General features: G+C 73.5%; 22 protein-coding genes. 7 read left to right on the top strand and 15 right to left on the bottom strand.

What is annotated here, in order from left to right:
* Nucleotides 1–120: 120 nt before the first annotated feature.
* Nucleotides 121–588 (bottom strand): MarR family winged helix-turn-helix transcriptional regulator, encoded by a 468-nt coding sequence (locus AB0C84_RS05710; protein WP_258942495.1) that lies wholly within the window; start codon nucleotides 586–588, stop codon nucleotides 121–123.
* Between the two features lie 97 nt (nucleotides 589–685).
* Here AB0C84_RS05710 and AB0C84_RS05705 point away from each other — a divergent pair, with 97 nt between their 5' ends.
* On the top strand, nucleotides 686–1,738 hold the full coding sequence (locus AB0C84_RS05705; protein WP_361061467.1) for an amidohydrolase family protein: 1,053 nt from the start codon (nucleotides 686–688) through the stop codon (nucleotides 1,736–1,738).
* Here the strand turns inward: AB0C84_RS05705 and AB0C84_RS05700 are convergent.
* The 4 genes from AB0C84_RS05700 to AB0C84_RS05685 all read right to left on the bottom strand — a co-directional run bounded on the left by AB0C84_RS05700 (nucleotide 1,731) and on the right by AB0C84_RS05685 (nucleotide 4,852).
* Nucleotides 1,731–3,002 carry a cytochrome P450 gene (locus tag AB0C84_RS05700; RefSeq protein ID WP_361061465.1) on the bottom strand — a complete coding sequence of 424 codons (1,272 nt, stop codon included), beginning with the start codon at nucleotides 3,000–3,002 and terminating at the stop codon, nucleotides 1,731–1,733. The genes AB0C84_RS05705 and AB0C84_RS05700 overlap by 8 nt on opposite strands.
* Before the next feature lies 1 nt (nucleotide 3,003).
* Nucleotides 3,004–3,822, bottom strand: a complete 819-nt coding sequence (locus tag AB0C84_RS05695; RefSeq protein ID WP_361061463.1) for a TetR family transcriptional regulator — start codon at nucleotides 3,820–3,822, stop codon at nucleotides 3,004–3,006.
* A 90-nt stretch (nucleotides 3,823–3,912) separates the two neighbouring features.
* Nucleotides 3,913–4,317, bottom strand: a complete 405-nt coding sequence (locus AB0C84_RS05690; RefSeq protein ID WP_258942491.1) for a hypothetical protein — start codon at nucleotides 4,315–4,317, stop codon at nucleotides 3,913–3,915.
* Nucleotides 4,318–4,435: 118 nt separating this feature from the next.
* Nucleotides 4,436–4,852: a PGPGW domain-containing protein gene (locus tag AB0C84_RS05685; protein ID WP_179844557.1), complete on the bottom strand. Its 417-nt coding sequence runs from the start codon at nucleotides 4,850–4,852 to the stop codon at nucleotides 4,436–4,438.
* Between the two features lie 215 nt (nucleotides 4,853–5,067).
* On the opposite strand from AB0C84_RS05685, the gene AB0C84_RS05680 reads away from it, so the two are divergent.
* From AB0C84_RS05680 to AB0C84_RS05660, 5 genes are all read left to right on the top strand, one after another.
* Nucleotides 5,068–6,186: an acyltransferase family protein gene (locus AB0C84_RS05680; RefSeq protein ID WP_361061460.1), complete on the top strand. Its 1,119-nt coding sequence runs from the start codon at nucleotides 5,068–5,070 to the stop codon at nucleotides 6,184–6,186.
* Nucleotides 6,187–6,468: 282 nt separating this feature from the next.
* Entirely contained in the window at nucleotides 6,469–7,887 is a 1,419-nt protein-coding gene (locus AB0C84_RS05675; protein ID WP_361061458.1) for a bifunctional cytidylyltransferase/SDR family oxidoreductase, read from the top strand.
* Between the two features lie 138 nt (nucleotides 7,888–8,025).
* Complete coding sequence (locus AB0C84_RS05670) at nucleotides 8,026–9,801, top strand: CDP-glycerol glycerophosphotransferase family protein (RefSeq protein ID WP_361061456.1); 1,776 nt, start codon at nucleotides 8,026–8,028, stop codon at nucleotides 9,799–9,801.
* Between the two features lie 37 nt (nucleotides 9,802–9,838).
* A complete protein-coding gene (locus tag AB0C84_RS05665; protein WP_361061454.1) occupies nucleotides 9,839–11,806 on the top strand; it encodes a glycosyltransferase in 1,968 nt (655 codons plus the stop codon).
* 40 nt (nucleotides 11,807–11,846) lie between these two features.
* A complete protein-coding gene (locus tag AB0C84_RS05660) occupies nucleotides 11,847–12,461 on the top strand; it encodes a DapH/DapD/GlmU-related protein (protein WP_361061452.1) in 615 nt (204 codons plus the stop codon).
* 27 nt (nucleotides 12,462–12,488) lie between these two features.
* On the opposite strand, the gene AB0C84_RS05655 is transcribed toward AB0C84_RS05660, so the two are convergent.
* The 10 genes from AB0C84_RS05655 to AB0C84_RS05610 form a co-directional block, all read right to left on the bottom strand.
* Nucleotides 12,489–13,085: a hypothetical protein gene (locus AB0C84_RS05655; RefSeq protein ID WP_361061450.1), complete on the bottom strand. Its 597-nt coding sequence runs from the start codon at nucleotides 13,083–13,085 to the stop codon at nucleotides 12,489–12,491.
* A 2-nt stretch (nucleotides 13,086–13,087) separates the two neighbouring features.
* Nucleotides 13,088–14,539, bottom strand: coding sequence for a glycosyltransferase (locus AB0C84_RS05650; protein WP_361061448.1), 1,452 nt, complete (start codon nucleotides 14,537–14,539; stop codon nucleotides 13,088–13,090).
* A 4-nt stretch (nucleotides 14,540–14,543) separates the two neighbouring features.
* On the bottom strand, nucleotides 14,544–15,083 hold the full coding sequence (locus AB0C84_RS05645; protein WP_361061446.1) for a hypothetical protein: 540 nt from the start codon (nucleotides 15,081–15,083) through the stop codon (nucleotides 14,544–14,546).
* Entirely contained in the window at nucleotides 15,080–16,366 is a 1,287-nt protein-coding gene (locus AB0C84_RS05640) for a glycosyltransferase (protein ID WP_361061444.1), read from the bottom strand. Before AB0C84_RS05640 ends, AB0C84_RS05645 begins: the two co-directional genes overlap by 4 nt.
* 2 nt (nucleotides 16,367–16,368) lie before the next feature.
* Nucleotides 16,369–17,976: a glycosyltransferase family 4 protein gene (locus AB0C84_RS05635; RefSeq protein ID WP_361061442.1), complete on the bottom strand. Its 1,608-nt coding sequence runs from the start codon at nucleotides 17,974–17,976 to the stop codon at nucleotides 16,369–16,371.
* A 64-nt stretch (nucleotides 17,977–18,040) separates the two neighbouring features.
* The gene (locus AB0C84_RS05630) at nucleotides 18,041–19,345 is read right to left on the bottom strand and encodes a nucleotide sugar dehydrogenase (protein ID WP_361061440.1); all 1,305 of its coding nucleotides are present in this window, start codon (nucleotides 19,343–19,345) and stop codon (nucleotides 18,041–18,043) included.
* Nucleotides 19,346–19,348: 3 nt separating this feature from the next.
* Nucleotides 19,349–20,953, bottom strand: a complete 1,605-nt coding sequence (locus AB0C84_RS05625) for a glycosyltransferase family 2 protein (protein ID WP_361061438.1) — start codon at nucleotides 20,951–20,953, stop codon at nucleotides 19,349–19,351.
* Entirely contained in the window at nucleotides 20,943–21,971 is a 1,029-nt protein-coding gene (locus AB0C84_RS05620; RefSeq protein WP_361061436.1) for a Gfo/Idh/MocA family oxidoreductase, read from the bottom strand. Before AB0C84_RS05620 ends, AB0C84_RS05625 begins: the two co-directional genes overlap by 11 nt.
* The gene (locus tag AB0C84_RS05615) at nucleotides 21,968–23,077 is read right to left on the bottom strand and encodes a DegT/DnrJ/EryC1/StrS family aminotransferase (protein WP_361061434.1); all 1,110 of its coding nucleotides are present in this window, start codon (nucleotides 23,075–23,077) and stop codon (nucleotides 21,968–21,970) included. The genes AB0C84_RS05620 and AB0C84_RS05615 overlap by 4 nt, the downstream gene beginning before the upstream one ends.
* Nucleotides 23,078–23,223: 146 nt before the next feature.
* Nucleotides 23,224–25,002, bottom strand: a complete 1,779-nt coding sequence (locus AB0C84_RS05610; protein WP_361061432.1) for an AAA family ATPase — start codon at nucleotides 25,000–25,002, stop codon at nucleotides 23,224–23,226.
* Between the two features lie 218 nt (nucleotides 25,003–25,220).
* On the opposite strand from AB0C84_RS05610, the gene AB0C84_RS05605 reads away from it, so the two are divergent.
* Entirely contained in the window at nucleotides 25,221–26,600 is a 1,380-nt protein-coding gene (locus AB0C84_RS05605) for a hypothetical protein (protein WP_361061430.1), read from the top strand.
* Nucleotides 26,601–26,606 lie beyond the last annotated feature (6 nt).

Below are 26,606 nucleotides of genomic sequence, written 5' to 3'. Positions count from 1 at the left end.
GTGCACTCTCCCGTACGGCGCTGCTGCCTTGTGTACCGCGTGACCTCTCTCTTACTCAGCGCCACGGCCTTCGCATACGACACTCTCCCTTCCGCGACGCCGTCCCGGCGCCGGCCCGGCTCAGCCCTCGTCCCCGGCGATCCGGCGGAGCAGCTCCACGAGCCGGTCGCGCTCGTCGCGGTCGAGGCGGCCGAAGATCCGCTCGCCCACGGCGGCGCCGGCGCGGCGCCCGCCCTCCAGCGCCCGCGTCCCGTCCGGGGTCAGGCTGATCGAGTGGGCCCGGCGGTCCCGCGGGGCGCGCTCGCGCCGCACCAGGCCGCCGGCTTCGAGCTCGTCGACGATGCGCACCATCGTGGACTTGTCGATGCCGGTGAGGTCGATGAGGCGCCGCTGGCTGGACGGCCCGTACATCTCCAGCGCGAGCAGCATGCCGAACCCGCGCACGTCGACGCCGAGGGGGCGCAGCTCGTCGTTCATGCCCGCCCGGCTCCGGTTGTGCGCGGCGGCCAGCAGCATGCCGAGCCCCACGTGCCGGTCGGCGGGGTCGCCGTCCTCGGACAGGACGCGTTCGAGCAGGTCGTCGAGCATGGCCCCAGCCTAGGGGCTTCTGATATAGTCTCATCTGAGACTTTCTCATGAGAGAAAGCAGGGTGGGCGGCCCATCGAACGATCGAGGGAGACGCGCATGCCCGAGACGACCCGCCGCCGCGCCCTGCAGGTGACCGGCCTGGCGATGGCCGCGGCCGCCGTTCCGGCGGGTGAGGCGGCCGCCGCCGCCCCCCGGCGGTCGCGCGGCAGGATCGACACCCACCACCACGCCGTCCCGCCCCGGATGCGGGAGTGGGCGGTCGAGCAGGGGCTCCTCCCGCCGACCGGCGGCCCGTCCTGGGCCCGGTGGACGCTGCCGAGCACCCTGCGGACGATGAACGCCAACGGCATCGCCGCCGGAGTGGCCTCCGCGCCGGTGCCAGCCGAGGCGTTCCTGGACCGGAGGCTCGCCGTCTCAGGCGTCCAGGTGTGCAACGAGTCGCTGGCCGAGCTGGCGCGCGAGCACCCCACGAGGTTCGGCTTCTTCGCCAACGTGGCGATGCTCCACCCGGACCTGGCCGTGCGGCAGCTCGCCCACGCGCTCGACGACCTGGGCGCGGACGGGGTGCTCCTCAACACCTCGGCCGCCGGGCACTACCTCGGGGACCCGATGTTCGACCCGCTGTGGGCCGAGCTGAACGAGCGGCGCGCGGTCGTGTTCACCCACCCGGTCGCCCCGAAGGGCCTGGCCGAGGCGCCGGGCGTCGGGGACTGGCTCGCCGACTACCTGCTCGACACCACCCGCACCGCGCTCAACCTGATCGCCTCCGGCACCCTCGACCGGTATCCGCGGGTGCCGGTCATCCTGTCGCACGGCGGCGGGTTCCTGCCGTACATGGCGGGACGTGCCGAGCGCTCCGCGCGGGAGGACGGCGGCCCGCTCCCGGCGAGGATGCGTCCCGCGCTCCGCCGCTTCCACTACGACACGGCCCTGCCGGTCTCCCCGTACGCCGCACCGTCGCTGATCGCCGCCGTCGGCGCCGACCGCGTCCTGTTCGGCACCGACTGGCCCGCCAACTCCGCTCGCGAGGTCGCGCTCAACACCCGGGACCTCGACCGCGACCCGGTCCTGGACGACCGCGCCCACCGCGCCGTCGACCGGGGGAACGCCCTCCGCCTGCTCCCCCGGCTGGCCGAACGCCTTACGTGATGCGGACGGGGAGGGTGCGGGGGCCGCGCACCTGGCCGGCGGCCCAGGTGACCGCCGCCGGATCTGCCAGGGTGAAGGACGGGACGCGTTCCAGCCAGACTTCGAGGGCCGTGCGCAGCTCCATGCGGGCCAGGTGCGAGCCGACGCAGCGGTGGATGCCGAGGCCGAAGGCGGCGTGCCGGTTGACCTCGCGGTCGATGGCGATCTCGTCCGCCCGGTCGAACTGCGCCGGGTCGCGGTTGGCGGCGGGGAACGACAGCAGGATCCAGTCGTCGGCCTTCATCTCGACGCCGCGCCAGGTCATGTCCTCCCGCACCAGCCTCGCCATCGTGACGGGCGCGAAGGCGCGCAGGAACTCCTCCATCGCGGTCGGCACCAGCGACGGGTCGGCGACGAGGCGCTCGCGGTCCGCGGGCGTCCTCGCCAGGTGCCACAGCGAGGCGCCGATCGCGCTCCAGGTGGTGTCGATCCCGGCGATGAGCAGCAGCGCCATCGTCCCCGAGACGTGGGACGGTTCGAGCCTGCGCCCGTACAGCTCGGCTTCGATCAGGTAGGTGGTGAGGTCGTCGCGCGGGTTCGCGACGTGGTCGCGGATCTGCTCCAGCAGGTAGTCGAACAGCTTGTCCATGCGCGCGATGCGCTCGTCCGGGGGGAGGTTGACGCCTTCGAGGGTGTTCTCGACGAACTCGCGGAAGCGGGGCCCGTCCTCGGGCGGGAAGCCGAGCATGTCGGCGATGACGCGGATCGGGATGTGCTGCGCGTACTCGTGGGCGGCGTCGACGACGTCGCGGCCCTCGAAGGAGTCGATGAGCTCGTGGCAGTACGCCCGGGTCGCGGGCTCCAGCCGCGCCACCGCGGACTTCTTGAACGCGGGGAGCAGCAGCTTGCGCGCGTCGTGGTGGAACGGCGGGTCGGAGGAGATCGGCGGCGTGACGCCGATCGGCGCCACCTCGCGCGGTGGCCGGAAGTTGCTCATGACGACCGAGCGGGAGGTGAAGTGCTCGGTGTCGTAGGCGACCGCCGCGACGTCCTCGTAGCGGGTCGGCAGCCAGCCGCCGCCGAACCGCTCGGTCCGGGCGACCGGGCAGCGCCGCCGCAGGTCGTCCTGGATCGGGTACGGGTCGGCGGCCCACTCCGGTTCCAGGTGGGAGAAGTCGGTCGCCCAGTCGGAGACCGGGCCCGTGACGATCTCGTTCCGCCTGCCGAGCGGGCGGCTCTCCCGCTCCTCCCTGAAGCTCCGGCCGAAGCGGTCGTCCGCGCTCATCTCACGCCTCCCCGAGGACGTCGATCGCCCGCTCGGGGCAGTTCGCGGCCGCGAGGCGGGCCTCGTGCTCGCCGCCCTCGGGGACGGCGCCGTCCCCGAGGACCGTGCCGTAGCCCTCGTCGTCCTCGCCGAACAGGCCGGGGGCCAGGTCGTAGCACCGGCCGTGCCCCTGGCAGCGCTTCGGGTCGATCTGCACCTTCATCGTGTTCCTCCCGTGTGGGGCGGCGGCGGGACCGGGCGGCGCGAGCGCGGTCACGATCCGCGCGAGCAGCGCGGCCCACTCCTCGTCCCCGACGGCGTGCATGTCCGGAGGGATGAGCGCGCTTCCCATCCCGAGCAGCAGGCAGAGGTGGGCGAGCGCGTCCGGCGACAGCGCCGGGTCCGTCTCCTCGCCCGCCTGGGCGATGCGCATGAGCCCGGCGAGCCAGTCGCCGCGCTCCCCGACGTAGTCGCGCATGGGACGGGCGACCTCCTCGTCCCGGCGGGCCGCGACGAGGGCCTCCACGACGAGGTGGGCGCGGGCGTCGCGGCGCTTCGGCAGCCCCCGCCCGATGGCGAGCAGCAGCTCGACGACCGGGCGGTCCGGGTCGGCGTCGAACAGGTCGGCCAGCAGCCGCCGCCCGTGCGCGCGGAGCGCGGCCACCAGCAGCTCCGCCTTCGAGTCGAAGTGCGCGTACAGGGCGCCGTTGCTGACCCCGGCGGCCCGCGCGATGTCGGCGACGCGCGTCCCGTCGTAGCCGCGCCGGGCGAACTCGTCGGCCGCGGCGCTGAGCAGCCGCTCCCGCGTCTCCGCGCGAGTGACACCCGCAATACGCCCCATACCAGAATTAAACGAGCGTTCATTTGCGGGGTCAAGGGCCCCGGCCCGGGGCCGCGAGGTCCACCCGGTGGACGCCCGGGCCCGGACGCGTCATCGCACGGCGGCCGAGAAGGACTCCGCGCGCTCCTTCCCGCCGACGGTGAGGAACCCCGCGAGCGCGGCGAGCGCGGCGACGGCCTCCCCGGCGAAGCTGATCGTCTTGTCGGCGTACCACTGCGGGTCGTACATCCGGGGGATCGGGCCGAGCTGCCCGAAGTCGACGAAGTAGTACAGCAGCACGGCCCCGGCCGCGCTCGCCGCGACGACGAACGCGAGCGCGTACGTCCACCTCCGCGCCCAGACGAGCACGAGCAGGGCCGCGACCGCCGCCGCGATCGCCTGGCCGTAGAACAGGTCGTCTCCCGGGATGACGTCGCTCGGGGTGTTGGGCCCGGGGGCCATGTCGGGCGCGAAGCGCCAGTGCACGACGGCGTCGGCCGCGAGTCCGGCGGCCACGAGTACACGAAGAAGGATGCCCATACCCCTTGCACGGCGGCGCGCGGCCGGCGGATCAACCCGGCGGAACATTTCGCCGTGGCCGGGCCCGGCCGCGGCGGGCCGTCCGCCCGGCCCGTCACTCCGGGAAGGTCTCGGCGCGGCGGGCCCTGACCCGCCGCCAGCTCCAGAACAGGAGCCCGAAGAGGATGAAGCCGGACAGGATGAGCCCCGAGCCCGTGCTCCATCCGCTGAGCGGCAGCTCCTCCACCAGGCCCCACGCCACGCCCGCGCCCAGCAGCGCGAGCCCCGTGAGGACCGAGCCCGTGAGGCGCCACCAGGACGTCACGCTGTCCTCGGCCGCCTGGATCGCCTTCTCCCGGACGGGCTCGACGTAGCGGTTCACGGCCGGGAACTCCCGGGAGAGGATGAGCAGGCCCGCCAGCACGAGCAGCAGCCCGGGGCCGGGCAGCACGAGCAGCGCGACCCCGGCCAGCAGCACGGTGCCGCCGGCGACGATCACCACCCCCTGCCGGGTGGACCTCCCGTATCCCATGCCTCTCCCCGTCCCCGCTCCCTACCGGTAACGGCCGGTCTACCCGCCTCAGAGGATCTTGCGCGCGGCGGGGCCCTCCAAATGCGCGGCCGGACCCGTGACGCCCGCCCGTGACGCCCGCCCGTGACGCCGCGGAAGCGTGCTGTGACTCCGAGGATTCCGGAGGATTTCGTTAGGTATGCTCCACGAGCCCCTCCCAGGATCAGAGATCTTTCATGACACAGACACCCGAGGCGTCCGTCGTGGCGGTTCCCGGCTCCGCCGAGGCGGCGGCTCCGGACTCCGCCCCGGCGGCGTCCCCCGCCGAGCGCCCGCAGGACAAGCCGCGGACGGCGGGCGGCGCGGCTCCCCGAGGACGCGACCCGCACCTGGACAACGCCAAGTACCTGGCGATCCTGCTCGTCGCGGGCGGGCACGCGCTGTCGGGCCTGCGGGACGTCCCGCTGGCCGCGGCGCTCTGGAACTTCATCTACCTGTTCCACATGCCGCTGTTCCTCATGATCAGCGGGTACCTGTCCAAGCGGTTCACCCTCACCGACGACAAGGCCGTGCGGCTGGTCGGCTCGACCATCGCGCCGTACCTGATCTTCCAGTGCGCCTACAGCCTGTTCGCCTGGGGCGTCGACGGGCGGCGTTTCCAGTTCGACGTGCTGGACCCCTACTACCTGACCTGGTTCCTGCTGGCGCTGTTCGTGTGGCGGCTGCTCACCCCGGTGTGGCGGCGGCTCAGGTTCCCGCTCGCGACGGCCGTGCTCATCGCCCTCCTGGCCTACATGTCCGACATCGGGAGCACGCTCGACCTGTACCGGATCCTCGGGCTGGCGCCGTTCTACGTCCTCGGGCTGAGGCTGTCCCCGGAGGTGCTCCAGATCGTCCGGCGGCCGTGGGCGCGGATCACGGGCGCCGCGCTCCTGGCCGCCGCGCTCGCGGGCTCGTACCTCACCCAGGACCACATGAACGCGCGCTGGCTGAACTGGGACACCTCCAACGGCGACCTCGGCGTGGACGAGTTCACCGGCACCGTGATGCGCGCCGCGCTGCTGCTCACCGGGACGGTCCTGATCCTGGCCTTCCTGGCGGTCACCCCGTCCCGGCGCACCTGGTACAGCGACCTCGGCGCCGCCACCATCTACGGCTACCTGCTGCACGGCTTCGTGATGCGGCTGTTCACGTTCGAGGGCTGGCACAAGCTCGCCTGGTTCGACACGATCCCCGGCGTGCTGTCGGCGCTCCTCGCCGGCTTCGTCATCGTCACGGTGCTGAGCACCTCCCCGGTGCGCCGCGTGACCCGCTGGGCCGTCGAGCCCGACATGAGGCCGCTCTTCGGCCGGTGAGACGGGGCCCGGACGCGCGGGCGCCCCGGGGCCGTAACGATCATGGCACGGAGCGCCACAGGCCCCGTCACGCAAGGGTTACAGGAGCCTGGAACGTCGATGAATTCGCCTCAAAGTTCTACAGACCGGGTACAGTTAGGCGGCAGTTCCCCCCTGTGCGGATCACCAGCCCTGCGAAAGCCGTGCCGCCCGCACCCCCAGATCCCCACGGGTGACTGCATCACGTTCGGTTTTCGGCCGCCGTTCCGGCTGCCATGAAGAAGAAGGACGGTCGCATTGGTCATGGCGCCGCAGGGTGAGCATCGCGTCGTAGCCGTCATCCTCGCGGGTGGCAGCGGACAGCGGATGGGTCTCAGCACCCCCAAGCAGCTTCTCAAGATCGCCGGGAAGACGATCCTCGAGCACACGCTGTGCGTGTTCGAGGAGGCCCCCGACGTCGACGAGATCATCGTCCTGATGAACCCCGGCTTCCTCCAGGACGCCGCGGACTGCGTGCGCAAGGCCGGCTGCACCAAGGTCAAGGCCGTGCTCCCCGGCGGGACGTCCCGGAACGCGACCACGCAGCTCGCCCTCGACGCCCTCGCCGACCACCCGGCCGAGACGACCAGCGTGCTGTTCCACGACGCGGTGCGCCCGCTGCTGTCGCAGCGCATCATCCGCGACTGCGTGGCCGCGCTGCGCGAGCACCGGGCGGTCGACGTCGCCATCCCGTCCGCCGACACGATCATCCAGGTCGACGAGGACGTCATCGTGGACGTCCCGCGCCGCGCGAACCTGCGCCGCGGGCAGACCCCCCAGGGCTTCCGGCTCGCCACCATCCGCGACGCCTACGAGAAGGCGTGGCGGGACGAGAACTTCGAGGCGACCGACGACTGCACGGTGGTGCTGCGCTACCTGCCCGGCACCCCGATCTACGTCGTCCCGGGCGACGAGCACAACATGAAGGTCACCGAGCCGGTCGACATGTTCGTCGCGGACAAGCTGTTCCAGCTCGCCTCCTCCGACGCCCCCGACCTGACCGAGGACGAGTACGCCGCGGCCCTCGGCGGCAAGACGATGGTCGTGTTCGGCGCCAGCCAGGGCATCGGCGCCGCCATCGCGGAGCTCGCCCAGCGGTTCGGCGCCCGCGTCTTCGGCTACAGCCGCGGCGCCACCCGCACCCACGTCGAGCGGCCCGACGACGTCGCCGGCGCGCTCGCGCAGGCCTACTCGGCGACGGGCCGCGTCGACTTCGTCGTCAACACGGCGGGCATCCTGCGGATCGGCCGGCTCGACGCCATCGACCCCGAGGCGATCGAGGAGGCGCTGCGGGTGAACTACCTCGCGCCGATCCACATCGCGCGCGCGGCGTTCCCCTACCTCGCCAAGACCGGCGGGCAGCTGCTGCTCTACACCTCCAGCTCCTACACCCGCGGTCGCGCCGACTACAGCCTGTACTCCTCCGCCAAGGCGGCGACGGTGAACCTCACCCAGGCGCTGGCGGACGAGTGGTCCGGCGACAAGGTGCGGATCAACTGCATCAACCCCGAGCGGACCAGCACCCCCATGCGGACCGCGGCGTTCGGCCAGGAGCCCCCGCACACCCTGCTGAGCGCCGACCAGGTGGCCCGCACCTCCCTCAACGTCCTGCTGTCCGGTCTCACCGGGCAGGTCATCGACGTGCGCCGTGAAGACCCCCTCAGCGGCGGCCGCTCCGGCTGACCGCCCCACCCCCGCACGCGCCCGCCCGGCCCGGCGGGCGCAGGTCCCCCCTTCCCCTCTCCACAACGCGCCACCCCTCAGGCGCTGAACAGACGGAGGTGTGCCGTGCGGCGTCTCGTCTCCCGGTACTCGGCTCTCATGCGGTACTCATCGGTGTTGTGGCTGCCCGTCACGCTCGGGCTGCTGATCGGGGCGGCGGCGGCCGGGTGGCCCTGGGCCTTCCTCGGCGCCGCCGTGCTCTGCTACGCGGCGGAGTTCGCCGTCGGCCGGACGCTGCCGGACGCGGCCAGGCCGCTGCGCTGGGGCCAGATGAGCCCGGGCGCGCGGGTGCTGGTCCGGCAGGCGGCCCTGGTGCTGCTGCTCGTCCAGTCGGGCGACGCCGGCAGGCCGACCGTCCTCCTGGCGGCCGTCGGCCTCCTGCTGGTCGACTGGATCCGGGCCGCGACCCTCGCCGGCGCGGTCGCCTCGCGCCGCGTCAACCGGCTCCCCTTCGTCACCCGCAACCTCGGGCAGGGCGAGCCGTCGCCCCCCGTCGCGGGCTCCGCCCGGCAGGCCCGGCTGACCCTCCTGCTGGAGAGCCACGCCGACCTCCTGCCGCTGCTGTTCGGCACCGCCGGGCTCCTGCTCGGCCTCCCCGTCCTGGTGGTCGCCGGGCTCCTCGGCACCGCGGCCGTCGCGATCGCCGTCGCGTCCGCGCAGCTGCCGCGGCTGCGCCGGATGCGCGCCCTCCTCAACGCCGAGCGGACGGGCCGCGACGTGCAGCGCCGCGTCGACCGGTACAAGCCCGAGGTCGTCCTGTACTTCACCGGCCCGGCCACGACCGTCTACCAGGCCAACATGTGGCTGGAGACGCTGGAGCGCCTGGACCGCAAGGCGATGGTCCTCGTCCGCTCCCCCGAGGTCGTCGGCGCGCTCGCGCCGACCCCGCTTCCCGTCGTGTGCGTCACGCGGGCCGAGGACATGATGAACTTCGACCTCGGCACCGTGAAGGTCGCGCTCTACCCGGGCAACACCGGCAAGAACCTCCACCTGCTCCGCGAGGAGCACATCAAGCACGTGTTCGTCGGTCACGGCGACAGCGACAAGGGCCCGAGCTCCAACCCGGTCAGCAAGGTCTTCGACGAGGTGTGGGTGGCCGGCCCGGCGGGCCGCGACCGCTACCACAACTCCGACGCCGGGGTGCGCGACGAGGCCATCGTCGAGGTGGGCCGCCCGCAGCTCGGCGAGATCACCACCGAGCCGTCCGGTGGGCCCGTCCCCACCGTCCTGTACGCGCCCACCTGGGAGGGCTGGGACAGCGAGCACGGCTACAGCTCCCTGCTCGGCATGGGCGAGCGGATCGTCCGGACGCTGCTGGACCAGGGTCCGCGGCTGCGCGTCATCTACCGGCCGCACCCCTACACCGGCCGGCGGCTGCCGGAGGCCGCCGCCGTGCACGCCCGGCTCATCCGGATGATCGAGCAGGCGAACCGGAGCGGCGCGGGCGGCCACCAGGTGGTCACCGGCGCGGACGCCTCCCTCTACGAGTGCTTCAACCGGTCGGACATGCTGATCACCGACATCTCCAGCGTGATCTCCGACTACATCCCGAGCCTGAAGCCGTACGTCGTCGCCAACCCCGACGGCATGGACGAGAACCTCTTCAAGACCGAGTTCCCGTCCGCGTCGGCGGCCTACCTGCTCAGCCCCGGCTGCGGCGAGCTGACCGACATCCTCGCCGTCGCGGCGACGCCCGGCCAGGACCCGCTGGCCGCGGAGCGGCGCACGCTCCGCGACTACCTGCTGGGCCCGGAGCACCCGGACGCCATGACGCGGTTCGCCGCCGCCGTCGACGCGCTCGCGCAGGCCGGCCCGCGGTCGACGATGTACGGAATCTCCGGACGAGCGGTCACGGCCGCCACCGAGCCCGCCTAGAGTGGCCCTGAGAGTCACCTCCGAACGTAGAGGGGCCATGAGGCAACCCCTGGTCAGCGTGATCGTCCCGGTGTACCAGTGCCGGGACACGGTGGGCGGGGCACTGGAGTCGGTCTTCGCCCAGTCCCTGCCCGCCGAGCAGGTCGAGGTCATCGCCGTCGACGACGGCTCGACCGACGGCGGCGGCGAACTGCTGGACGAGCTCGCCCGCGCCCACGACCGGCTGACGGTCGTCCACCAGCCGAACTCCGGCGGCGCGGGCGCGCCGCGCAACCGGGGCCTGGAACTGGCGTCCGGGACGTTCGTGTTCTTCCTGGACGCCGACGACCGGCTGGGCCCGGAGGCGCTGGAGCGCATGACGGCGATGGCCGAGCGCAACGGCACCGACATCGTCCTCGGCAAGCAGGTCGGGACGGGCGGCCGCAAGGCGCCCAAGGTGTTCGACCGGTCCGTCGAGCGCACCCACGTCCTCGACCCGGGCTGCGACCTGTTCGGGCGGATGTCGATGGCCGCGCTCCAGCTGTTCCGCCGGTCCCTGGTCGAACGGGCGGGGCTCCGCTTCACCGAAGGCCTCGTGGCCCACGAGGACCAGCTCTTCACCGCCGGCGCCTACCTGAACGCCGGCGGCGTCTCCGTCCTCGCCGACTACGACTGCTACTACTGGGCCGCCCGCGAGGACGGCTCCAGCGCGACGCAGGGGGCGGGCGCCCCGCCCGCCGACCTGTACGCGATCATCGGCCGGGCGATGCGGCAGGTCGCCGACCACACCGAGCCGGGCGAGACCCGGGAGCGGCTGAACCGGCGGTACCTGCGGCTGGAGGTCTTCGGCCGCCTCGACCGGCTGTACCTGGACTCCTCGCCCGACGACCGGAAGGTCACCCTCACGGGCTGCCGCGAGCTGCTGGAGGAGTGGTACACCCCCGCGCAGCGGGAGCTGGCCCACCCCCTCCACCGGGTGATCGGGCACTGCGTCCTGCACGATCTCGAGGACGAGCTGCTGGAGGTCCTGCGGTTCCGCCGCGGCGGGTCGCGGCCCCGCCTCCACCTGGAGGACGGGCGCGCCTACCTGAAGTACCCGTTCTTCCGCGACGCCGCCGTCCGCATCCCCGACGCGTGCTTCGCGAGCCCCGCGCCCCTGGTGGTCCTGCCCACCCTGACGCGCCTGGCCTGGGAGGACGGCGCCCTTCAAGCCGGGGGCAGGGTGGTCGTCCGCGACGTGGACGAGGGAAGCCCCGCCGTCCGCCTGCTGCTGGAGGACGGCGACGGCGGCCGCCGCGCGGTGGAGTGCGAGACCGTCTCGGCCGCGCCGGCGGACGAGGGCGTCGAGGCGTCCTTCACCGCCGCCGTCGGCCCGGAGGCGGCCGACCTGCCGGACGGCCGCTGGGCGCTGCACATCGAGGTGTCGCTCAGCGGGCACGTGCGGACGGTTCCGCTGGTCAGGCCGCGCGACCTGCCCCTTCCGCGGGCGGCCCTGGCGGGTACCCGCCTCCTGCGCCCGGTGCGGGCGCGCGCCGGCGAGCCCCTCGCGCTGGAGGCCGGAGCCTCCCTCACCTCCGCCGACTTCGGCGACGTCGAGGTCGGCTGGGGGCCGGGGCGGCGGGTCCGGGTGCGGGCCGGCGCGCCGCCCGTCCTCGGCGACGGCCCCGCGATGAGCGTCCAGCTGCACCACGCCGACGACGGGACGACGATCAGCGCGCCGCTGGAGGCCGCGCCGGACGACCCGTCGCGCCTGCGCGCCGACCTCTCCCTCGCGGGCGCGCGTCCCGGCCGCTGGCGGGCCCGCTTCGCGGTCGACGGCGCGGGCGAGCCCGTCCCGGTGCGTCTGCCCGCCGAGGGCGGCGGCGTCCTCGGGCCGGTGACCGCGTCGGTGGTGCCCCCGCGCCGCGTGCACGTCAAAATGGACCGCAGGACGGCGACCGTGCACGTCACCGCGCCGATGGGGTCGCTGGCGCGGCGCACCTGGCGGCGGCTGCTCCCGGGCGGGGGCACGAAGCCGCGGCCGTGACCCGCATCCACCCGCTGAACATCCGCATGGAAGGCACCGAATGAGTCACCGCATCCTGCCGAGCGCCCAGGTCGACCCCGGCGCGGAACTCGGCGACGGCACCACCGTGTGGGACCTCGCCCAGATCCGCGAGGGCGCCCGGCTCGGCGCGGGCTGCATCGTGGGACGCGGCGCCTACGTCGGCGCGGGCGTGCGGATCGGCGACAACGTCAAGCTGCAGAACCACGCGCTCGTCTACGAGCCCGCCGTGCTGGAGGACGGCGTGTTCGTCGGCCCCGCCGTCGTGCTCACCAACGACCGCGAGCCCCGCTCGGTGGACCCGGACGGCAGGCTGAAGCGCGGCGACGACTGGGAGGCGGTCGGCGTCCACGTCGCCGAGGGCGCCTCGCTCGGCGCCCGCAGCGTGTGCGTCGCGCCGGTCCGCGTCGGCCGCTGGGCGATGGTCGCCGCGGGCGCGGTGGTCACCCGCGACGTCCCCGACTTCGCGCTGGTCGCGGGCGTCCCCGCCCGCCGGATCGGCTGGGTCGGCAAGGCCGGCGCCCGGCTCACCGAGGGTTCCGGGGGGACGTGGGAGTGCCCGCGGACCGGTGAGATCTACGTCGAGGCGCCCGCGGGCGACGGCTCGGAGTCGACGGTCCTGACCGAGAAGGGCTGACCCGCCCGGGGGCCGGCGGGCCGCCGGTCAGGGCTTGGCGTCGAGGCTGCGCTCCTGCCGCGTCGTCACGACGAGGTCGGGGTGCAGGCGGGCCAGCCGGCGGCCCAGCGGCACCGACGTCCGGTCCATCACGATGACGCGGACGAGCCCGCCCGTGTCGATCTCGCGCAGGACGCGCCGCCGCGCGATGCGGGCCAGCACGTGCGGCCGGACGTGCCGGTAGAACGGCACGAAGAGCCGCCGGTGCACGGCGCGGGAGCCGCGGCTCCGGGCGCGCTCCAGGCGGGTTCCGAGACGGCCCGCCCGCGCCACCGGCCGGACGGCGATCCGCGGCGCCCTGATCACGACCGTGTGCTCCAGCCAGGGCAGCGGGTGCCGGGCCTCCGCCCGGTCGAGCCGGTGCAGGCGCACCCGCTCGTCCAGGCCCGCCCAGCCGTCCGGCTCGGCGGTCACCACGTCGACCCGGGCGCCCTCCTCCGCGAAGTGCCCGGCCAGCCCGATGACCCGCTTGTGCTGGCGCTTGGCGGGCACGGCGGGCGCCGGGTCCATGGTCAGCCTGGGGTCCATGGCCAGGACCAGCACCTTCGGGGGCTGCGCGCCGTGCACGTCACCGTCTCCCAACATGGTCACCCGCCCGCGCCGCGCCTGCGGGCGGCCAGCTCGTCGAGCCGCCCGACGAGCGGCTCCAGCGTCACGTTCCGTTCGAACCGGTCCGCGTAGGCGCGGGCCTCGGCCGCCTGCCGCTCGTCCAGTCCGGCGGCCGCCTTCGCCGCCGCGACCATCGAGGCGGCGATGTCGGCCGGGGCGAGCCCGCCGGGGTTGAACCACAGCGGGTACCCGCGCAGCAGCTCCTCGGCCGCCGACCCGGGCGTGTGGACCGACACGATGGGGCGTCCCGCCGCCATGTACTCGAAGATCTTCCCGGAGGTGACGTAGCGCCCGCCCCCGTTGAGGAACACCAGTACGTCGGAGTCCTGGTAGACGTCGGCGAGCGCCGTCTTGGACACCGGACCGCGGCGGTAGACGCCGGGGGCGAGCAGCTGCTCGTCGGCCTCCGCGTCCTCGGCGGCGGCCGCCTGCTCGGCCATCGCCGCCCCGCCCCCGACCTCCTGGGCGGTGACGGCCTCCGCCGCCGCCTCGGCCGCGGCCGCGAAGCGTTTGCGGAGCTTGTTGTCGGTGCCCTGGAAGAACCCGAAGTAGCCGTAGAAGTTCAGGGTGGCGGCCCGCATGTCCGAGTGCGCGCGGGCGCGGGAGAACCCCTCGATCAGCTCCTCGATGGGCTGCTTGTCGGTCACCGTGCCGACGAAGGAGAAGCGGGGCGCGTGCCCGTCCGTCGTCGCGCGGGCGGCCGGGGGCGGCGCGGCGCTCTGCGGGAGCGTGTCGGCGTCCCACCCGTTCAGGACGGTCATCATGCGGTCCGCCGCGCGCGGGTAGCGCTCGGCGTGCCAGGCGCGCTGGGCGTCGTTGACGTACAGCGAGTTCGCCGCGGACCGCAGCACCCGGCGCTCCCAGCGCCAGGCGGGATGGTCCTCGTCGAACATCGGCTCCTCGCTGAACTGGTCGAGGGTCCAGGAGTCGCGGTAGTCGATGATGTAGGGCGTGCGGGTCAGCTTGTGGAACAGCCACGCCGCGGCGAACGAGGAGTACGGGTTCCCCGTCGCGAGGACCACGTCGAACCGGCGCCGCGCGTGCATCCGCAGAGCGCGCCGGACGGAGTCGCGCCCCCACGACGCGTAGTGCTCCGGGAAGACGTGCTTCTGCCCCCACGTGTACAGCGACTGGGCCAGCTGGGGGAACGCCCCCCGGAACCGGCTGTACTCGCGCAGGTCCGTCTGCCAGACGAACCGGTTCAGGTCCGGGCGCACCAGCGTGATCCGCGGGTCGACGGTCTCCATCAGCTTGTCGTCGACCGAGCCGATCGTGTCGTACAGGAACGGGAGCGGCGCCGCGAAGACCGTGACGTCCCAGCCCAGCTCGGTCAGCCGGTTCGCGGTCGCCCGGGGCCGGTACACACCGCTGGCTCGGGACGGCGGGAAGTAGAAGGCGAGGTAGAGAAGGCGTGGGCGGCGTTCGGTCATGGAGTCATCCTCTGGCGTAGCCTGCCGGGGACCTTTCATGGGCGATGGAGTAGGAGAGCGCCGCTCCGGCGTCCGTGATCGTTTCCGCGAGCTCGGACACGGTCACCAGCGACTGCGGGTCCGCGATGACGACGAGGTCGATGGAGCGGCCGCGCAGCAGTTCGCGCTCGACCATCCTGCACCGCACCGCACCGGCGTCGCGCCGGTAGAGGCGGGCCAGCCGCCGGTCGACGGGCCGGGCGACGCGCCTGCGGTACGCCGAGTCGATCCGCTTCCCCAGCGCGCGCAGCGGCCCGGGGAAGCACACGCGCAGCAGCAGCGCGGGAATCCGGAAGAGCGCGATCCGCACCGCGGCGGGGCGGTAGCGCCGTTCGAGCGCGGGCAGCTCGACGGCGTCGACGCCGTCCGGGAGCGGGTCCTTCGCCCACGTCGAGGCCTTGCGCACCAGCACGGCGGCGGTGCCGCCGTCCGCGAGGACCTGCGCCGCCTCCCGGACGACCGCGGGCCGGCGGGAGGCGCCGAGCGCCACGAACAGCACGTTCACGCTTCTTCTCCCCCGTTTCCGGCACCGTCGTTCTCCGCTTCGGGCCCGCCGTCCGCTCCGCCGGCCGCGCCGTCCGCTCGGGCCTCCGGGAACCAGTGCCGGTAGTGCGCCTCGGCCACCGTGCGGTATCCGAATCGCCCGTCCAGGATCTCGCGGGCCTTCGCCAGGTCGAGGCCGTCCGGGAAGCGGTCGCGCAGGCGGCGGTAGCCCGCGACGATCGAGCCCGAGTTCTCCTCGACGTCGATCATTTCCCCCGCGGCGGTTTCTATGCCGGCCAGGGTGCGTTCGGGGCCGCCGCAGCGGGTGACGAGCACCGGCAGGCCCGCCGCCACCGCCTCGATGATCGTCACGCCGAAGGTCTCCCACCGGGCGGGGTGGACGAGCAGGTCGTGCTCCCGCATGAGCCGCGCCGCCTCGTCGGGGGCGACCGCGCCGAGGAACGACACCGCGCCCTCGACGCCGAGCTCCGCCGCGCGCTCCTTGAGCTGCTGGGCCAGCACGCCCGGCCCGGCGATCGTCAGCGTCAGCCCGGGGTCGTCGGCGAGGCACTCGGCGAACGCCTCCAGCAGCCAGCCGACGCCCTTGCGCTCGACGAGGGTGCCGACGTACAGCCAGCGCCGCAGCTCGGTGACGGGACGCTCGCGCGGCTCCCCGAACGAGATCGGGTTGGAGATCATCTCGATCTTGTGGGCGAGCGCAGGGAACGCCTCGGCGAGCGTGTCCCGCAGCACGTCGGTGACCACGAGGAAGCCGGTGCAGCGCTCCAGCACCCGCTCGTACATCTCCCGCGAGTCGGGCTGCTCCAGGACCTTGTCCAGGAATGACGCGTGCTCGGTGACGAACACTCGCGCGTCCGGGCGGGCGTTCTCCAGCGCCGTCCAGCCGCCGCGCAGCCCCACGTGCGCGTGGACGACGGGCGCCGGGATCGGCTCGCCGCCCAGCGCCTCGCGCAGCCACCTGGCGTGCTGCACCGCGAGCTCGGCGAAGGTGTAGTCCGGGACCGTCGGCACCGGGACGCGCACCAGCCGCGAGCCCGCGACGTCGGGCGCGGGGTGCAGCGCGACCGGCAGGAGGCGGCGGTGCGCCTCGCGCGCCGCCTCGACCTCCTCCGCCGGCTGCCGCATCAGCCACGCCTCGGTGTGGTAGACGGTGACGTCGCCGCAGCCCGGGGCCGTCGCCCCGACCATCGACTGGACGAAGGCGCCGGCCCACTCCTGCTTCGGGTTCGGGTACCAGGGGGTGACGACGGCCACGTCCCGGTCGCCGCTCCTGTCCGCCGCCATCGTCAGTCCTGGGCGCCGATGAGGTGGCCGTCGGCGCCGTCGGCCCCGGCCGCGGGCGCGCCCGGGGCGGACTTGGCGGCGGAGGGCAGCAGGCTGGTGTAGACGCCGTCCAGCACCTCGGCCTGCGCCTCCCACGTCCACTCGTGGAGCAGGTCGGGCCGGTCGTCGTACACGGTGCGGTACCGCTGCGGGTCGCCGAGGACGGCCTCGACCGCCCGCACGTAGTCGTCGAGGTCCTCGGCGTGGAAGACCTCGCCCTGCCCGGTGGACTTCACCATGTCGCCCATCGCCTGCACGTCGCTCACGACGATCGGCAGCCGCGCGTGCGAGTACTCGAAGAACTTCGTGATCAGCGCGATCTCGTGGTTGGGCCAGTGGTGGATCGGGATCACGCCGATGTCGGCCGCCGCCAGGAACGGGACGACCTGGTCGAACGGCACGTACGGCAGCGTGTGGACGCGGTCGGCGACGCCGAGTTCGGCGGCGCGGGCGATCAGGCCGCGGACGTAGTCGGACCGCGCCGAGGAGACGATCAGGGCGACGTGCAGCCGGGGCAGCCGCGGCAGCGCGTCGATCATGATGTCCAGGCCGCGCTGCACCGAGGCGCTGCCGCTGTAGACGGCGATCGGGGTGTCCGGGCCGACGCCGCACATCTCCCGCATGTCCGGGACGGGGTCGGACGTGCTCGGCTCGCCCCCCGTGATCGGCGCGTTGAGCACGACGGTCGGGCGGCCGCGCAGGCCGTGGCTCTCCACCAGCCGGTCCCCGAGCGCCTCCGACACCGTCACCACCGCGTCGGCGTCGCCCGCGTACTCGCGCTCGTGCGCGATCATCGCGGGCAGCCAGCGCGGCCCGGCGCCCCACGGCCGGATGCCCGGCAGGAACTCGTGTGCGTCCCACACGAGCTTCACCTTCCGGCCCTTCGCGCGGGCCCGCCGCACCGAGCGCGCCGCGACGCCGAGCATGCGGAAGTCGTTGGCGTGGATGATGTCGGGTTCGAGCTTGTCGATGACCTTGCCGTAGGTGCTGTCCCAGTCCCACAGGTTGCGGTCGAGGACGCGCCACGCCCGGTCGCCGAGGACCTTCAGCCAGAAGTTGACCGCGAGCCGCTCCATCGGCGAGCGCGCGTTGCCGCGGGCCTCCGCGAGCGATTCGGTCTGCCTCACCCGCACCGCGACCCACCGCGACTGCGCCTTCGCCGTGACCCGCCGCGCCAGCAGCCACGCCTTGCGCGCCGGGCCCCGGGAACCCCGGTCGAGGCGCGCGGCGGCGAGGTCGGCCCGCCGGGACTGCACGAGCCGCCGGCGGTAGTCCGCCACCTTCGGGTGCCCGTAGGCGAGCGGGCGGCGCAGCGTGGCGCGCAGGACGCCGTGCCGGTTGCGGATGAGCACGTGCTGGATCGGCAGCAGGCGCACGCGGGCATCGCCGATCTTCCAGGAGCGGCGCTTCTTGGCCCCGGTGCAGCCGAGCAGGTGCACCTCCCAGCCCGCCTCGGACATCGACTTCGCGGCCTTCTGCACCCGGGAGTCGCGCACGACATCGTTGTCGACGAGCATGACGACGCGGCCGCGCGACGACGCGCCGGGAACCGTCCCGTCTTCGATTTGCATTCGATTCTCCAGTTGCGGTCGGCCGGGGCGCTCGCGCGGACCGGCCCGAGCGGTCAGCGAGCGGCTACGAACCGGTCCGGGCGTCGGGGGCGCCGATGACGACGCGGTGCACGCCGGGCCAGCGGGTGGCGTCGGTGACGCGGCGACCGTCGACCAGGGCCTTGACGCCCGGCAGGTCGTCCGCGCCGAGTTCGCGGTAGGCGGCGTGGTCGGACTGCACGATCGCGGCCGTGACCGACTCGCCGCGGTGGGGCGGCAGGCCCAGGGCCTCCAGCTCCTCGGCGGTGTACAGGGGGTCGGAGACGTACGGGACCGCGCCGCGCCGGCGCAGCGCCTCCACCGTCGGGAAGACGCCGGAGAACGCCGTCTCCTTGACGCCGCCCCGGTACGCCGCGCCCAGCACGAGGACCCCGGCGCCGGTCAGGTCGCCGTAGGCGTCGGCGAGGAGGCCGACGGCGTACTCGGGCATGCCCGTGTTGGCCTCGCGGGCGGCGCGGACGACGGTCGCGTCCGGGTCGTTCCACAGGTACATCCGCGGATACACCGGGATGCAGTGGCCGCCGACGGCGATGCCCGGCTTGTGGATGTGGCTGTACGGCTGGGTGTTGCAGGCCTCGATGACCTTCATGACGTCCACGCCCGCCGCGTCGGCGTAGCGCGCGAACTGGTTCGCGAGGCCGATGTTGACGTCCCGGTAGGTCGTCTCGGCGAGCTTGGCGAACTCCGCCGCCTCCGCGGAGCCGAGGTCCCAGACGCCGTTCGGGCGGTCGAGGTCCGGCCGCTCGTCGAAGTCGAGGACCTGCTCGTAGAACTCGACGCCGTGCCGGGCCGACGCCTCGTCGAGGCCGCCGACGAGCTTGGGGTAGCGGCGCAGGTCGGCGAACACCCGTCCGGTCAGCACGCGCTCCGGGCTGAACACCAGGTGGAAGCCGTCGCCGGCGGTGAGGCCGGACCCCTCCGCCAGCATCGGGGCCCAGCGGTCCCGGGTGGTGCCGACGGGCAGCGTCGTCTCGTAGCTGACGAGCGTGCCGGGGCGCAGGCCCTGCGCGATGGAGCGCGTCGCGGCGTCCATCCAGCCGAAGTCCGGGACGCCCTCCGCGTCCACGAACAGGGGCACGACCACGACGACGGCCTCGGACTCGGCGACCGCCGCCGCCGTGTCGGTCGTCGCCGTGAGCAGCCCGGCGCGCACCGCCTCGCCGAGGTGGACGTCCAGCTCCGCCTCGCCGGGGAACGGCTCGCGACCGGCGTTGACCTCGGCCACGACGCGTTCGTCCACGTCGGCGCCGATCACCCGGTGGCCCTTGCGGGCGAACTGCACCGCGAGCGGAAGGCCGATCTTGCCGAGCGCGACCACGCAGATCCGCATGTGCTACCTACCTCCAAGGGACGTCACGCGCCGGACCCGCTGGGCGACGGCCTGGGCCGGACGTACCGGACGTGTCTCGATGATCGTGCCGTGCCGGTCGTCGCCGGCCACCGCCAGCCGGTAGGGCCTGGCACGGTGCCAGAAGAACTCGCCGCGCGGGTCGGGCACGACCGGCGCCGCCGCGGGCACGGCGACGTCGTGCGTCTCCCCGGCGGCGCGGACGATCAGCCGCAGTACGTGCCGGGCCTTGCCGGACGCCGCCGTGAGCACCCCCGGGATCCGGGCGGTGACGTGCAGGCCGTCCTCGCGCGCCTCGCGGGTCGTGTACTCGTCGAGGTCGAGGGTCTCGCCGTCGCCTCGGGGGGCGAGCGCGAGCCGGACGGTCGCGGGGTCGGCGGCCTCGGGGCCGGTGAGCGGGGTCCGGACGGTGATCTCCACCGTGTCGCGGTCGCGCCGCACGGCGACCGTCCGCGCCTCCTGGGACAACCGCTTGCGCATCCCCTTGGTGATCTCGAACAGGTCGTCCGGCAGCCCGAGGCGGGGGTCCTCGAAGCCCTGGTAGGCGAGGTAGGTGCGGCCGTCCTTGAGCGCGATCAGGTAGGGGCGCTCGGCGACCCCGTCCCGGATCGCCTCGCACAGCAGGTCGACCTCGCCGAGCTGCGCCAGCCGGAGCCGGGCGCGGCGGACGATGGGCAGCGTGTAGAGGACCTCGTCGGTCACGTACCGCTCGACGAGGCTTCCGACGCGGGCGCAGACGTCCTCCTGCGCCGCGCGGTCGAGTTCGAGGAACCCCTCCCGCGTCGGCATCGTCAGCTCCCAGCGCGCGTGCCGCCGGAGGATCGCGTCCCGCTTCGGGCCGGGTTCGATCAGGTCGGCGACGACGCCGAACAGGCTCTCCGCGCATTCGAGCCGGGTGTGGACCTGGACGGCGCCCTGCGTGATGTTGCCGCCGTCGTCGCGCAACACCGCGTAGTAGCAGGTGTAGTCGGCGAGGACGGAGATCCGGCGGGCGCGCACGCACGCCTCGAGGGTGAACGGCTGGTCGCTGCCGATCCGCATGTGCTCGTGGAAGCGCAGCTTGTGCCGCTCGACCAGCTCGCGGCGGAACAGCTTGCAGTTCGACAGCACCCACGGCAGCACCGAGTCGTACAGGTCGATCTCGGGGCGGTTCTCGGCGAACAGCTCGGGGCGCCGGACGGCCCGCCCGTTGACGCCCTCCATCTTCCCGACCAGGACGTCGGAGCCCCACTCGTCGGCCGCCGCGACCATGCGCTCCAGCGCCTCGGGGCCCAGGTGGTCGTCGGCGCCGACGAAGTAGACGTAGCGGCCGGTCGCGTGGTCCAGCGCCCGGTTGCTCGGGGCGGCCGGGCCGCCGGAGTTCGGCTGGCGCAGCACGGTGATGACGTCCGGGTGCTCCGCGGCGAACCGGTCCAGCTCGGCGCCGCTGCCGTCGGTGGAGCCGTCGTCGACCGCGACGACCTCCATGCGGTCGGGGCCGATGCTCTGCCCGACCAGCGAGTTCAGGCAGTCGGTCAGGTACGGCATCGTGTTGTAGACCGCGACCACGACGGTGACGTCGGGTACCCCGGCGGCTGCGTCAGACGGCACCGAGCACCTCCCCGGGGAGCAGCGTGACCGTCTCGCCGAGACGGGCGGACTTCAGGACGGCGGCCGAGACCTCGACCGTCCGCAGGCCCTGCCGCAGGGTGACGACGTCGCCCGGGGCCGATCCGCCGGGGCCGGCGAGGACCGCGTCGCGGAAGCGCTCGTGCTCGACCAGCAGCGGCTCGCGCTTCGGGATCGCGTACCGGATCATGTCGCCCTCGGAGACGCCGCGGAACGCGCGCAGCGCCTCCCACTCGGTGTTCACCTCGCCGTTGGCGTAGAACGTGAGGTCGGCGGTGAGCGTGTCGGCGATGAAGCAGCCGCGCTCGCCGGTGACCACGGTGGTGCGCTCCTTGAGCGGGCTCAGCCAGTTCACCAGGTGGTTGACCATGGAGCCGTCGGTCAGCCGCCCGACGGCGGCGACCATGTCCTCGTGCGGGCGGCCGCTGCGCGCCACGGTGTGCGCGGAGATCGACACGTAGTCCTGGCCGGTGACCCACCCGGTCAGGTCGATGTCGTGGGTCGCGAGGTCCTTGACGACGCCGACGTCGGCGATCCGGTGCGGGAACGGGCCCTGGCGGCGCGTGACGACCTGGAACACCTCGCCCAGCTCGCCCGCCTCCAGCCGGCTCCGCATGCTCTGCAGCGACGGGTTGTAGCGCTCGATGTGGCCGACCCCGGCCACGAGCCCGCGCGACTCGAACGCCGTCACCAGCCGTTCGGCGGCCTCCACCGAGTCGGCGAGCGGCTTCTCGATCAGCGCGCCCGCGCCGGCCTCGGCGAGCGCGAGCCCGATCTCCTCGTGCAGCGCCGTCGGGCAGGCGACCACGGCGTAGTCGACTCCGGCGTCCAGCAGCTCCTGGAGGGACGCCATGAGCGGCACCCCGTGCGGGGCGCCCTCGGGACGCCCGGCCGGGTCGACGATCCCGACGAGGTCGACGCCGGGCAGCCCGGACAGGACCCGGGCGTGGTTGCGTCCCATCACGCCGAGCCCGACCAGGCCCGCGCGCAGCGCGCTCACGACGCGGCCCCGGCGGCGTTGACCGCGTCGGCCACGCGCGCCAGCTCGTCGTCGGCGAGGGACGGGTGCACCGGCAGCGACAGCACCTCGGTCGCGGCGCGCTCGGTCTCGGGCAGGTCCCAGCGCGGGTCGGGGGCGCCGTCCTTCAGGAACGGCCGGAGCCGGTGGACGGGCGTCGGGTAGTAGACGGCGCTGCCGACCTTGCGCTCCTCGAGGCGGCGCTGGAAGGCGTCCCGGTCGCCGGCGACGCGGACGGTGTACTGGTGGTAGACGTGCCGGACGCCGGGCGCGACCGGCGGCACCACCGCGCCGGTGATCTTGCCGTCCAGGAACCGGGCGTTGCCGATGCGGCGCTCGGTCCACCCCGGCAGCCGCTTGAGCTGCTCGCGGCCGATGGCCGCGGCGACGTCGGTGAGCCGCACGTTGGCGCCGACGATCTCGTTGGCGTAGCGCTGCTCCATGCCCTGGTTGCGCAGCAGCCGCAGCGTCCGGGCGGTCTCCGCGTCGGCCGTGGTGATCATGCCGCCTTCGAGGGCGTGCATGTTCTTGGTCGGGTAGAAGCTGAAGCAGCCGATCGTGCCCAGGGCGCCCACCGGGGTGCCGCCGTGGGCGGCGCCGTGCGCCTGGCAGGCGTCCTCGACGACGGCGAGGCCGTGCCGCTCCGCGATCGCGCCGACGCGGTCCATCGCCGCCGGGTGCCCGTACAGGTGCACCGGCATGATGGCGGCGGTGCGGGGGCCGACCGCCGCGGCGACCGCGTCTGGGTCGACGCAGAACGAGCCGCGCTCGATGTCGACGAAGACGGGCTCGGCGCCGACGAGGCGGACGACGTTGGCCGTGGCCGCGAACGTGAACGAGGGCACGATCACCTCGTCGCCGGGGCCGATGCCGAGGGCCATCATGCTCAGGTGCAGGGCCGAGGTCCCGGAGTTGACGGCGACGCAGTGGCGGCCCGCCACCAGCGCGGAGAACTCCTCCTCGAACGCGGCGACCTCGGGACCCTGCACGACCCGCCCGCTGCGGAGCACGCGGACGGCCGCCTCGATCTCGGCCTCCCCGATCACGGGACTCGCCGCGGGGACGGGCCTTTCCGATTCCACGGGCATGCACAGGCTCCTTAGGGCAGGACGATGAGCAAGGGCTTCCTCGCGGGGGACAGATCGCGACCGGACAAAGATGCGCACTCTCGGCGGAAGCCTGTCTGACGGACGGATTCTAGCCAAGTCGGACCGTGGCGAGGACGTTTGCCGATCTATCCCCCCTGGAGACCTCCCATGAAGACGCCCGTCCAAAACCGCTGCCGCTCCGGATCGGCTCCGAACAGGTACGTGGCCTTCAGCTTGGGCGGCAGCAGCGGCGCCAGCCGGGCGGCCGCCTCCGCGTGCCGGCGGAGCTGCGACAGCTCGGCGTTGGCGAGGACGCGGTGCACGATGTCGGTCGCGTCGGAGCCCTCGTCCCCGGCCGCGCGGAGCCGCTCCGCCCAGACGTCCAGGTCGGCGGCCAGTTCGCGCAGGCCGGTCACCTCCCGGCGGGCCAGCCGCGCCTCGAGGGCGGTGAGCGAGACCGGCGCGTAGTCGCCGTCGCCCAGGTACATCTTGCCGACGTCCAGGGGCAGCCCGGTGCCGTGCAGGCGGATGAGGCGCTCCAGGGTGCGCTTGGTCATCCACTGCCGCCCCTCGTCGTCGATGTCGTTCTTCCACCACTCAAGGACGGTTTCGGCCACCCCTCCGTAACGGGAAATAAGCCATTCGTTCGCCGGAATGTCATCTGGGTCGATTTCCAGCGAGACCGTGAAGCGGGACGCCTGCGCGATGGTGTTGCGTGACACCAGCAGCTTGCGGCCCAGGTAGTACGGAGGATTCTGCAGGGCGATCTGCGCACGGAGATCCTTGATGCGCCGTCCGGCCAGGGACCACTCCTGCGTGACCTCCATGAGGCGGGCGAAGGTGGCCTTGTCCTTGGGACGGTTGTACTCGTCCCAGACGATGGCCTTGTCGCCCGGCTCCAGGAACGGGCCCGACAAAAGGTTGTCGAGGGTTCCGTCCAGGGTCGGGACGGGCGCGCACAAGTCCTCCACGTTGGTGACGGGCAGAGAGAAGTAGAGCGGGTCCGCGCCGAGTTCGTCCCGGACGACCTCCTTCACCACCTCCGTCTTGCCGCAGCCGGGCGGTCCCTGGACGAGCACGGCCCAGCGCCGCTCGATCGCCGCGCGGACGACCCGGCGGACGGCGTCCGGCACGTGCGCCGGATTCGGGACGTCGGCCCCGGCGCGGCGCAGCTCGGCGGCGATGCGGCCGAGGATCTCGGGGGCCTGGTCGGCTCCCCGCTTCTTGTCCGGGGCGGCGAGCGGCAGACGGCGTCCGTCCACGAGAGGCAGGCCCCAGGCGAGCGGGAACCCGGCGAGCGCGCAGTCGAGGACGTGCTCCAGCGTGCGCGGCGACAGCAGCCTGCGCAGCTCGGCGGGCAGCGACGCCCACACCCGGAACACGCCGGTGAGGTCGACGCCGCGGAACCTGCGCGACAGCGCGGCCCGCCAGGCGGTGTCGGCGGCGGTGACCCGCAGCGTCGCCATCCGGTCCAGGACGGCCGGGTCCGTGCGCAGCGCGGCGGTCTCGGTGAGCGTCTCGTTGTCGGTCAGGAACACCCCGACGCAGCCGAGCGCGCGCAGGTCGTGCTCGCCGAGCGTCCAGTTGCAGGCGATCTGCATGAGCTGCGACTGGATCGTCGCGCCCGCCTGGAGCGAGTCGTCGATGAGCAGCACGAACGGCTTGCCCGGCTTGAGCTGCCGCATGATGAGCTGCCGCAGCACCAGTTCCCCGTCCTGCCGGACGGGCGCGTTGACCAGCAGGTCGTCCGGCGTGAGGTTCGCCGCGGGGACGTAGACGAGCGCGGTGCCCTCGCGGCGCCGGACGTGGTGGAAGAACGTGGAGGTCTTGCCGATGCCGTGCTCGCCGAAGACCTGCCCGGTGATCCCCAGCTCGATCATCGTGTCGATGAAGCGGGCCAGCCGCGGCCCGTCCGGCATGCTCATGCGGTCAAGTACACCGGTCCGGAGACGTCCGGATCACCCGATTTAACCGCTGACCCGCCGCCGCTCCCCCGGCCGCGGCCCGGAGCCTGTCGTATCGGCCCGCTATCGTTCCTGGCTCCGGATGTCACAGGGCGGGATCGGAGAACGCCATCTACACGGGGAAGGGCGCGACCGGGGGCCTCCGCCGGCTCCTGGCGGAGGAGGCCGCGGACCCGGAGGTGGTCGAGCAGGCCCGCCGGCGCAAGGAGTCCGTGCTGCTGGGTTTCGGGGCGGGGCAGAGCGTGGTGGCGTCCTGGCTGTACGCCAAGTGCCATCACCACATTCCGACCACCGCGATCCCGACGGCGGCCGTGACGGCCACCGGCGACGGAAGCTGTGCCCTGCTCTACAACCCGTACTTCTTCCTGGAGCTGGACTACGACGGCGTCGGGTTCGTGCTGTTCCACGAGGCCCGGCATCTGATGCACCGGCACCTCCACGTGGACGAGGAGCTGCGCTCCGACCCGGTGTTCACGATGGCCGCCGAGGTCTCCATCAACCATGTCGCCCTGCGCCGGTTGGGACGGTCCGGCCTGCCCACGGTCCCCGCGCGCACGGCGTCCGGCGCCGGGGAGCGGGAGCCGGTCGGCGTCGACCCCGGCCTGGTCTACGAGGCGTACCGGGACGATCTGCGGCGGCAGGGGCTGGCGCCGCTCCCCTACGACGAGTTCAGCCACACCGATCTCACGGTGTACGGCGAGCTGCGCCGGATGAAGGCGCTCAGCGAACCCGTCACGGCGTACTGCGTCCACCTGGGCGGCGGCGACCCCGGCGAGACGAGGCACGGCGACCGGCTCGGACGGCGGGACCTTCCCCTGGACGCGGAGACCGTGGAGCGGCTGGGCGGCGAGGTCCTGCGAGAGGTGATGCAGGCCGCGCTGCGCGGGAACCCGGCGGCGCGCGGCGAGCTCCTCGATCTGGCCGGCCGCACGGCGGACGGCGGTGAGCGGCTGGAGCGGCTCTGGGGAAGCCTGGGCCTGGACAGGCTGCGCGGCGTCACCCCGAAGACCCGCCGGGTCGACTGGTGGCAGCGGTGGCTGACCGACGTGCTCGCCTCGAAGCTGAGCGAGGGCGACCGCCTCGTCTACCCGAAGAAGCACGGCGCGGTCCTGCTGGCCCTAGGCCACGACCCCATGCTGGTCCGGCGCGGACCGGAGCGGATCAAGGTGGTGCTCGTCGCCATCGACACGTCGGGATCGATGCCCGACCACGTGATCGACTGGCTGACCACGCTGGTCGGCTCGACCGACGGGGTGGAGAGCCACTGGCTCTGCTTCGACGGTGTCGTCACGCCGTTCGTCCCCGGCGAGCGGGTGGCGGGCGGAGGCGGCACCGACTTCCAGAACGTCGTCGACTACGCCGAGGGCCGGCTGGAGGTCGACGGCAGGCGGTTCGAGACCGAACCCGACGCGGTCATCATGGTGACCGACGGCCGCGCGCCGCACGTCACCCCGGCCGCCCCCGGCCGCTGGATCTGGTTGATCACCGACGGCGGCGACGACTGGCCGGACCACCACCGCCCGCCGATGGCGTGCCACCGGGTCACGTCCGGGCGATGAGCGAGG

The organism is Actinomadura sp. NPDC048955 (genome assembly GCF_040649435.1).
In the GTDB taxonomy this organism is placed as follows: domain Bacteria; phylum Actinomycetota; class Actinomycetes; order Streptosporangiales; family Streptosporangiaceae; genus Spirillospora; species Spirillospora luteofluorescens.
This window is presented reverse-complemented; position numbering and strand designations above follow the sequence as displayed.

Excerpts from the sequence above, each read along its gene's own strand:
- AB0C84_RS05700 (WP_361061465.1), bottom strand. The coding sequence starts at position 3,002 with ATGAGCGCGGACGACCGCTTCGGCCGGAGCTTCAGGGAGGAGCGGGAG.
- AB0C84_RS05635 (WP_361061442.1), bottom strand. The coding sequence starts at position 17,976 with ATGCAAATCGAAGACGGGACGGTTCCCGGCGCGTCGTCGCGCGGCCGC.
- AB0C84_RS05695 (WP_361061463.1), bottom strand. The coding sequence starts at position 3,822 with ATGGGGCGTATTGCGGGTGTCACTCGCGCGGAGACGCGGGAGCGGCTG.
- AB0C84_RS05655 (WP_361061450.1), bottom strand. The coding sequence starts at position 13,085 with ATGTTGGGAGACGGTGACGTGCACGGCGCGCAGCCCCCGAAGGTGCTG.
- AB0C84_RS05610 (WP_361061432.1), bottom strand. The coding sequence starts at position 25,002 with ATGAGCATGCCGGACGGGCCGCGGCTGGCCCGCTTCATCGACACGATG.
- AB0C84_RS05685 (WP_179844557.1), bottom strand. The coding sequence starts at position 4,852 with ATGGGATACGGGAGGTCCACCCGGCAGGGGGTGGTGATCGTCGCCGGC.
- AB0C84_RS05650 (WP_361061448.1), bottom strand. The coding sequence starts at position 14,539 with ATGACCGAACGCCGCCCACGCCTTCTCTACCTCGCCTTCTACTTCCCG.
- AB0C84_RS05615 (WP_361061434.1), bottom strand. The coding sequence starts at position 23,077 with ATGCCCGTGGAATCGGAAAGGCCCGTCCCCGCGGCGAGTCCCGTGATC.
- AB0C84_RS05660 (WP_361061452.1), top strand. The coding sequence starts at position 11,847 with ATGAGTCACCGCATCCTGCCGAGCGCCCAGGTCGACCCCGGCGCGGAA.
- AB0C84_RS05665 (WP_361061454.1), top strand. The coding sequence starts at position 9,839 with ATGAGGCAACCCCTGGTCAGCGTGATCGTCCCGGTGTACCAGTGCCGG.
- AB0C84_RS05640 (WP_361061444.1), bottom strand. The coding sequence starts at position 16,366 with ATGGCGGCGGACAGGAGCGGCGACCGGGACGTGGCCGTCGTCACCCCC.
- AB0C84_RS05675 (WP_361061458.1), top strand. The coding sequence starts at position 6,469 with ATGGCGCCGCAGGGTGAGCATCGCGTCGTAGCCGTCATCCTCGCGGGT.
- AB0C84_RS05680 (WP_361061460.1), top strand. The coding sequence starts at position 5,068 with ATGACACAGACACCCGAGGCGTCCGTCGTGGCGGTTCCCGGCTCCGCC.
- AB0C84_RS05705 (WP_361061467.1), top strand. The coding sequence starts at position 686 with ATGCCCGAGACGACCCGCCGCCGCGCCCTGCAGGTGACCGGCCTGGCG.
- AB0C84_RS05710 (WP_258942495.1), bottom strand. The coding sequence starts at position 588 with ATGCTCGACGACCTGCTCGAACGCGTCCTGTCCGAGGACGGCGACCCC.
- AB0C84_RS05670 (WP_361061456.1), top strand. The coding sequence starts at position 8,026 with ATGCGGTACTCATCGGTGTTGTGGCTGCCCGTCACGCTCGGGCTGCTG.
- AB0C84_RS05630 (WP_361061440.1), bottom strand. The coding sequence starts at position 19,345 with ATGCGGATCTGCGTGGTCGCGCTCGGCAAGATCGGCCTTCCGCTCGCG.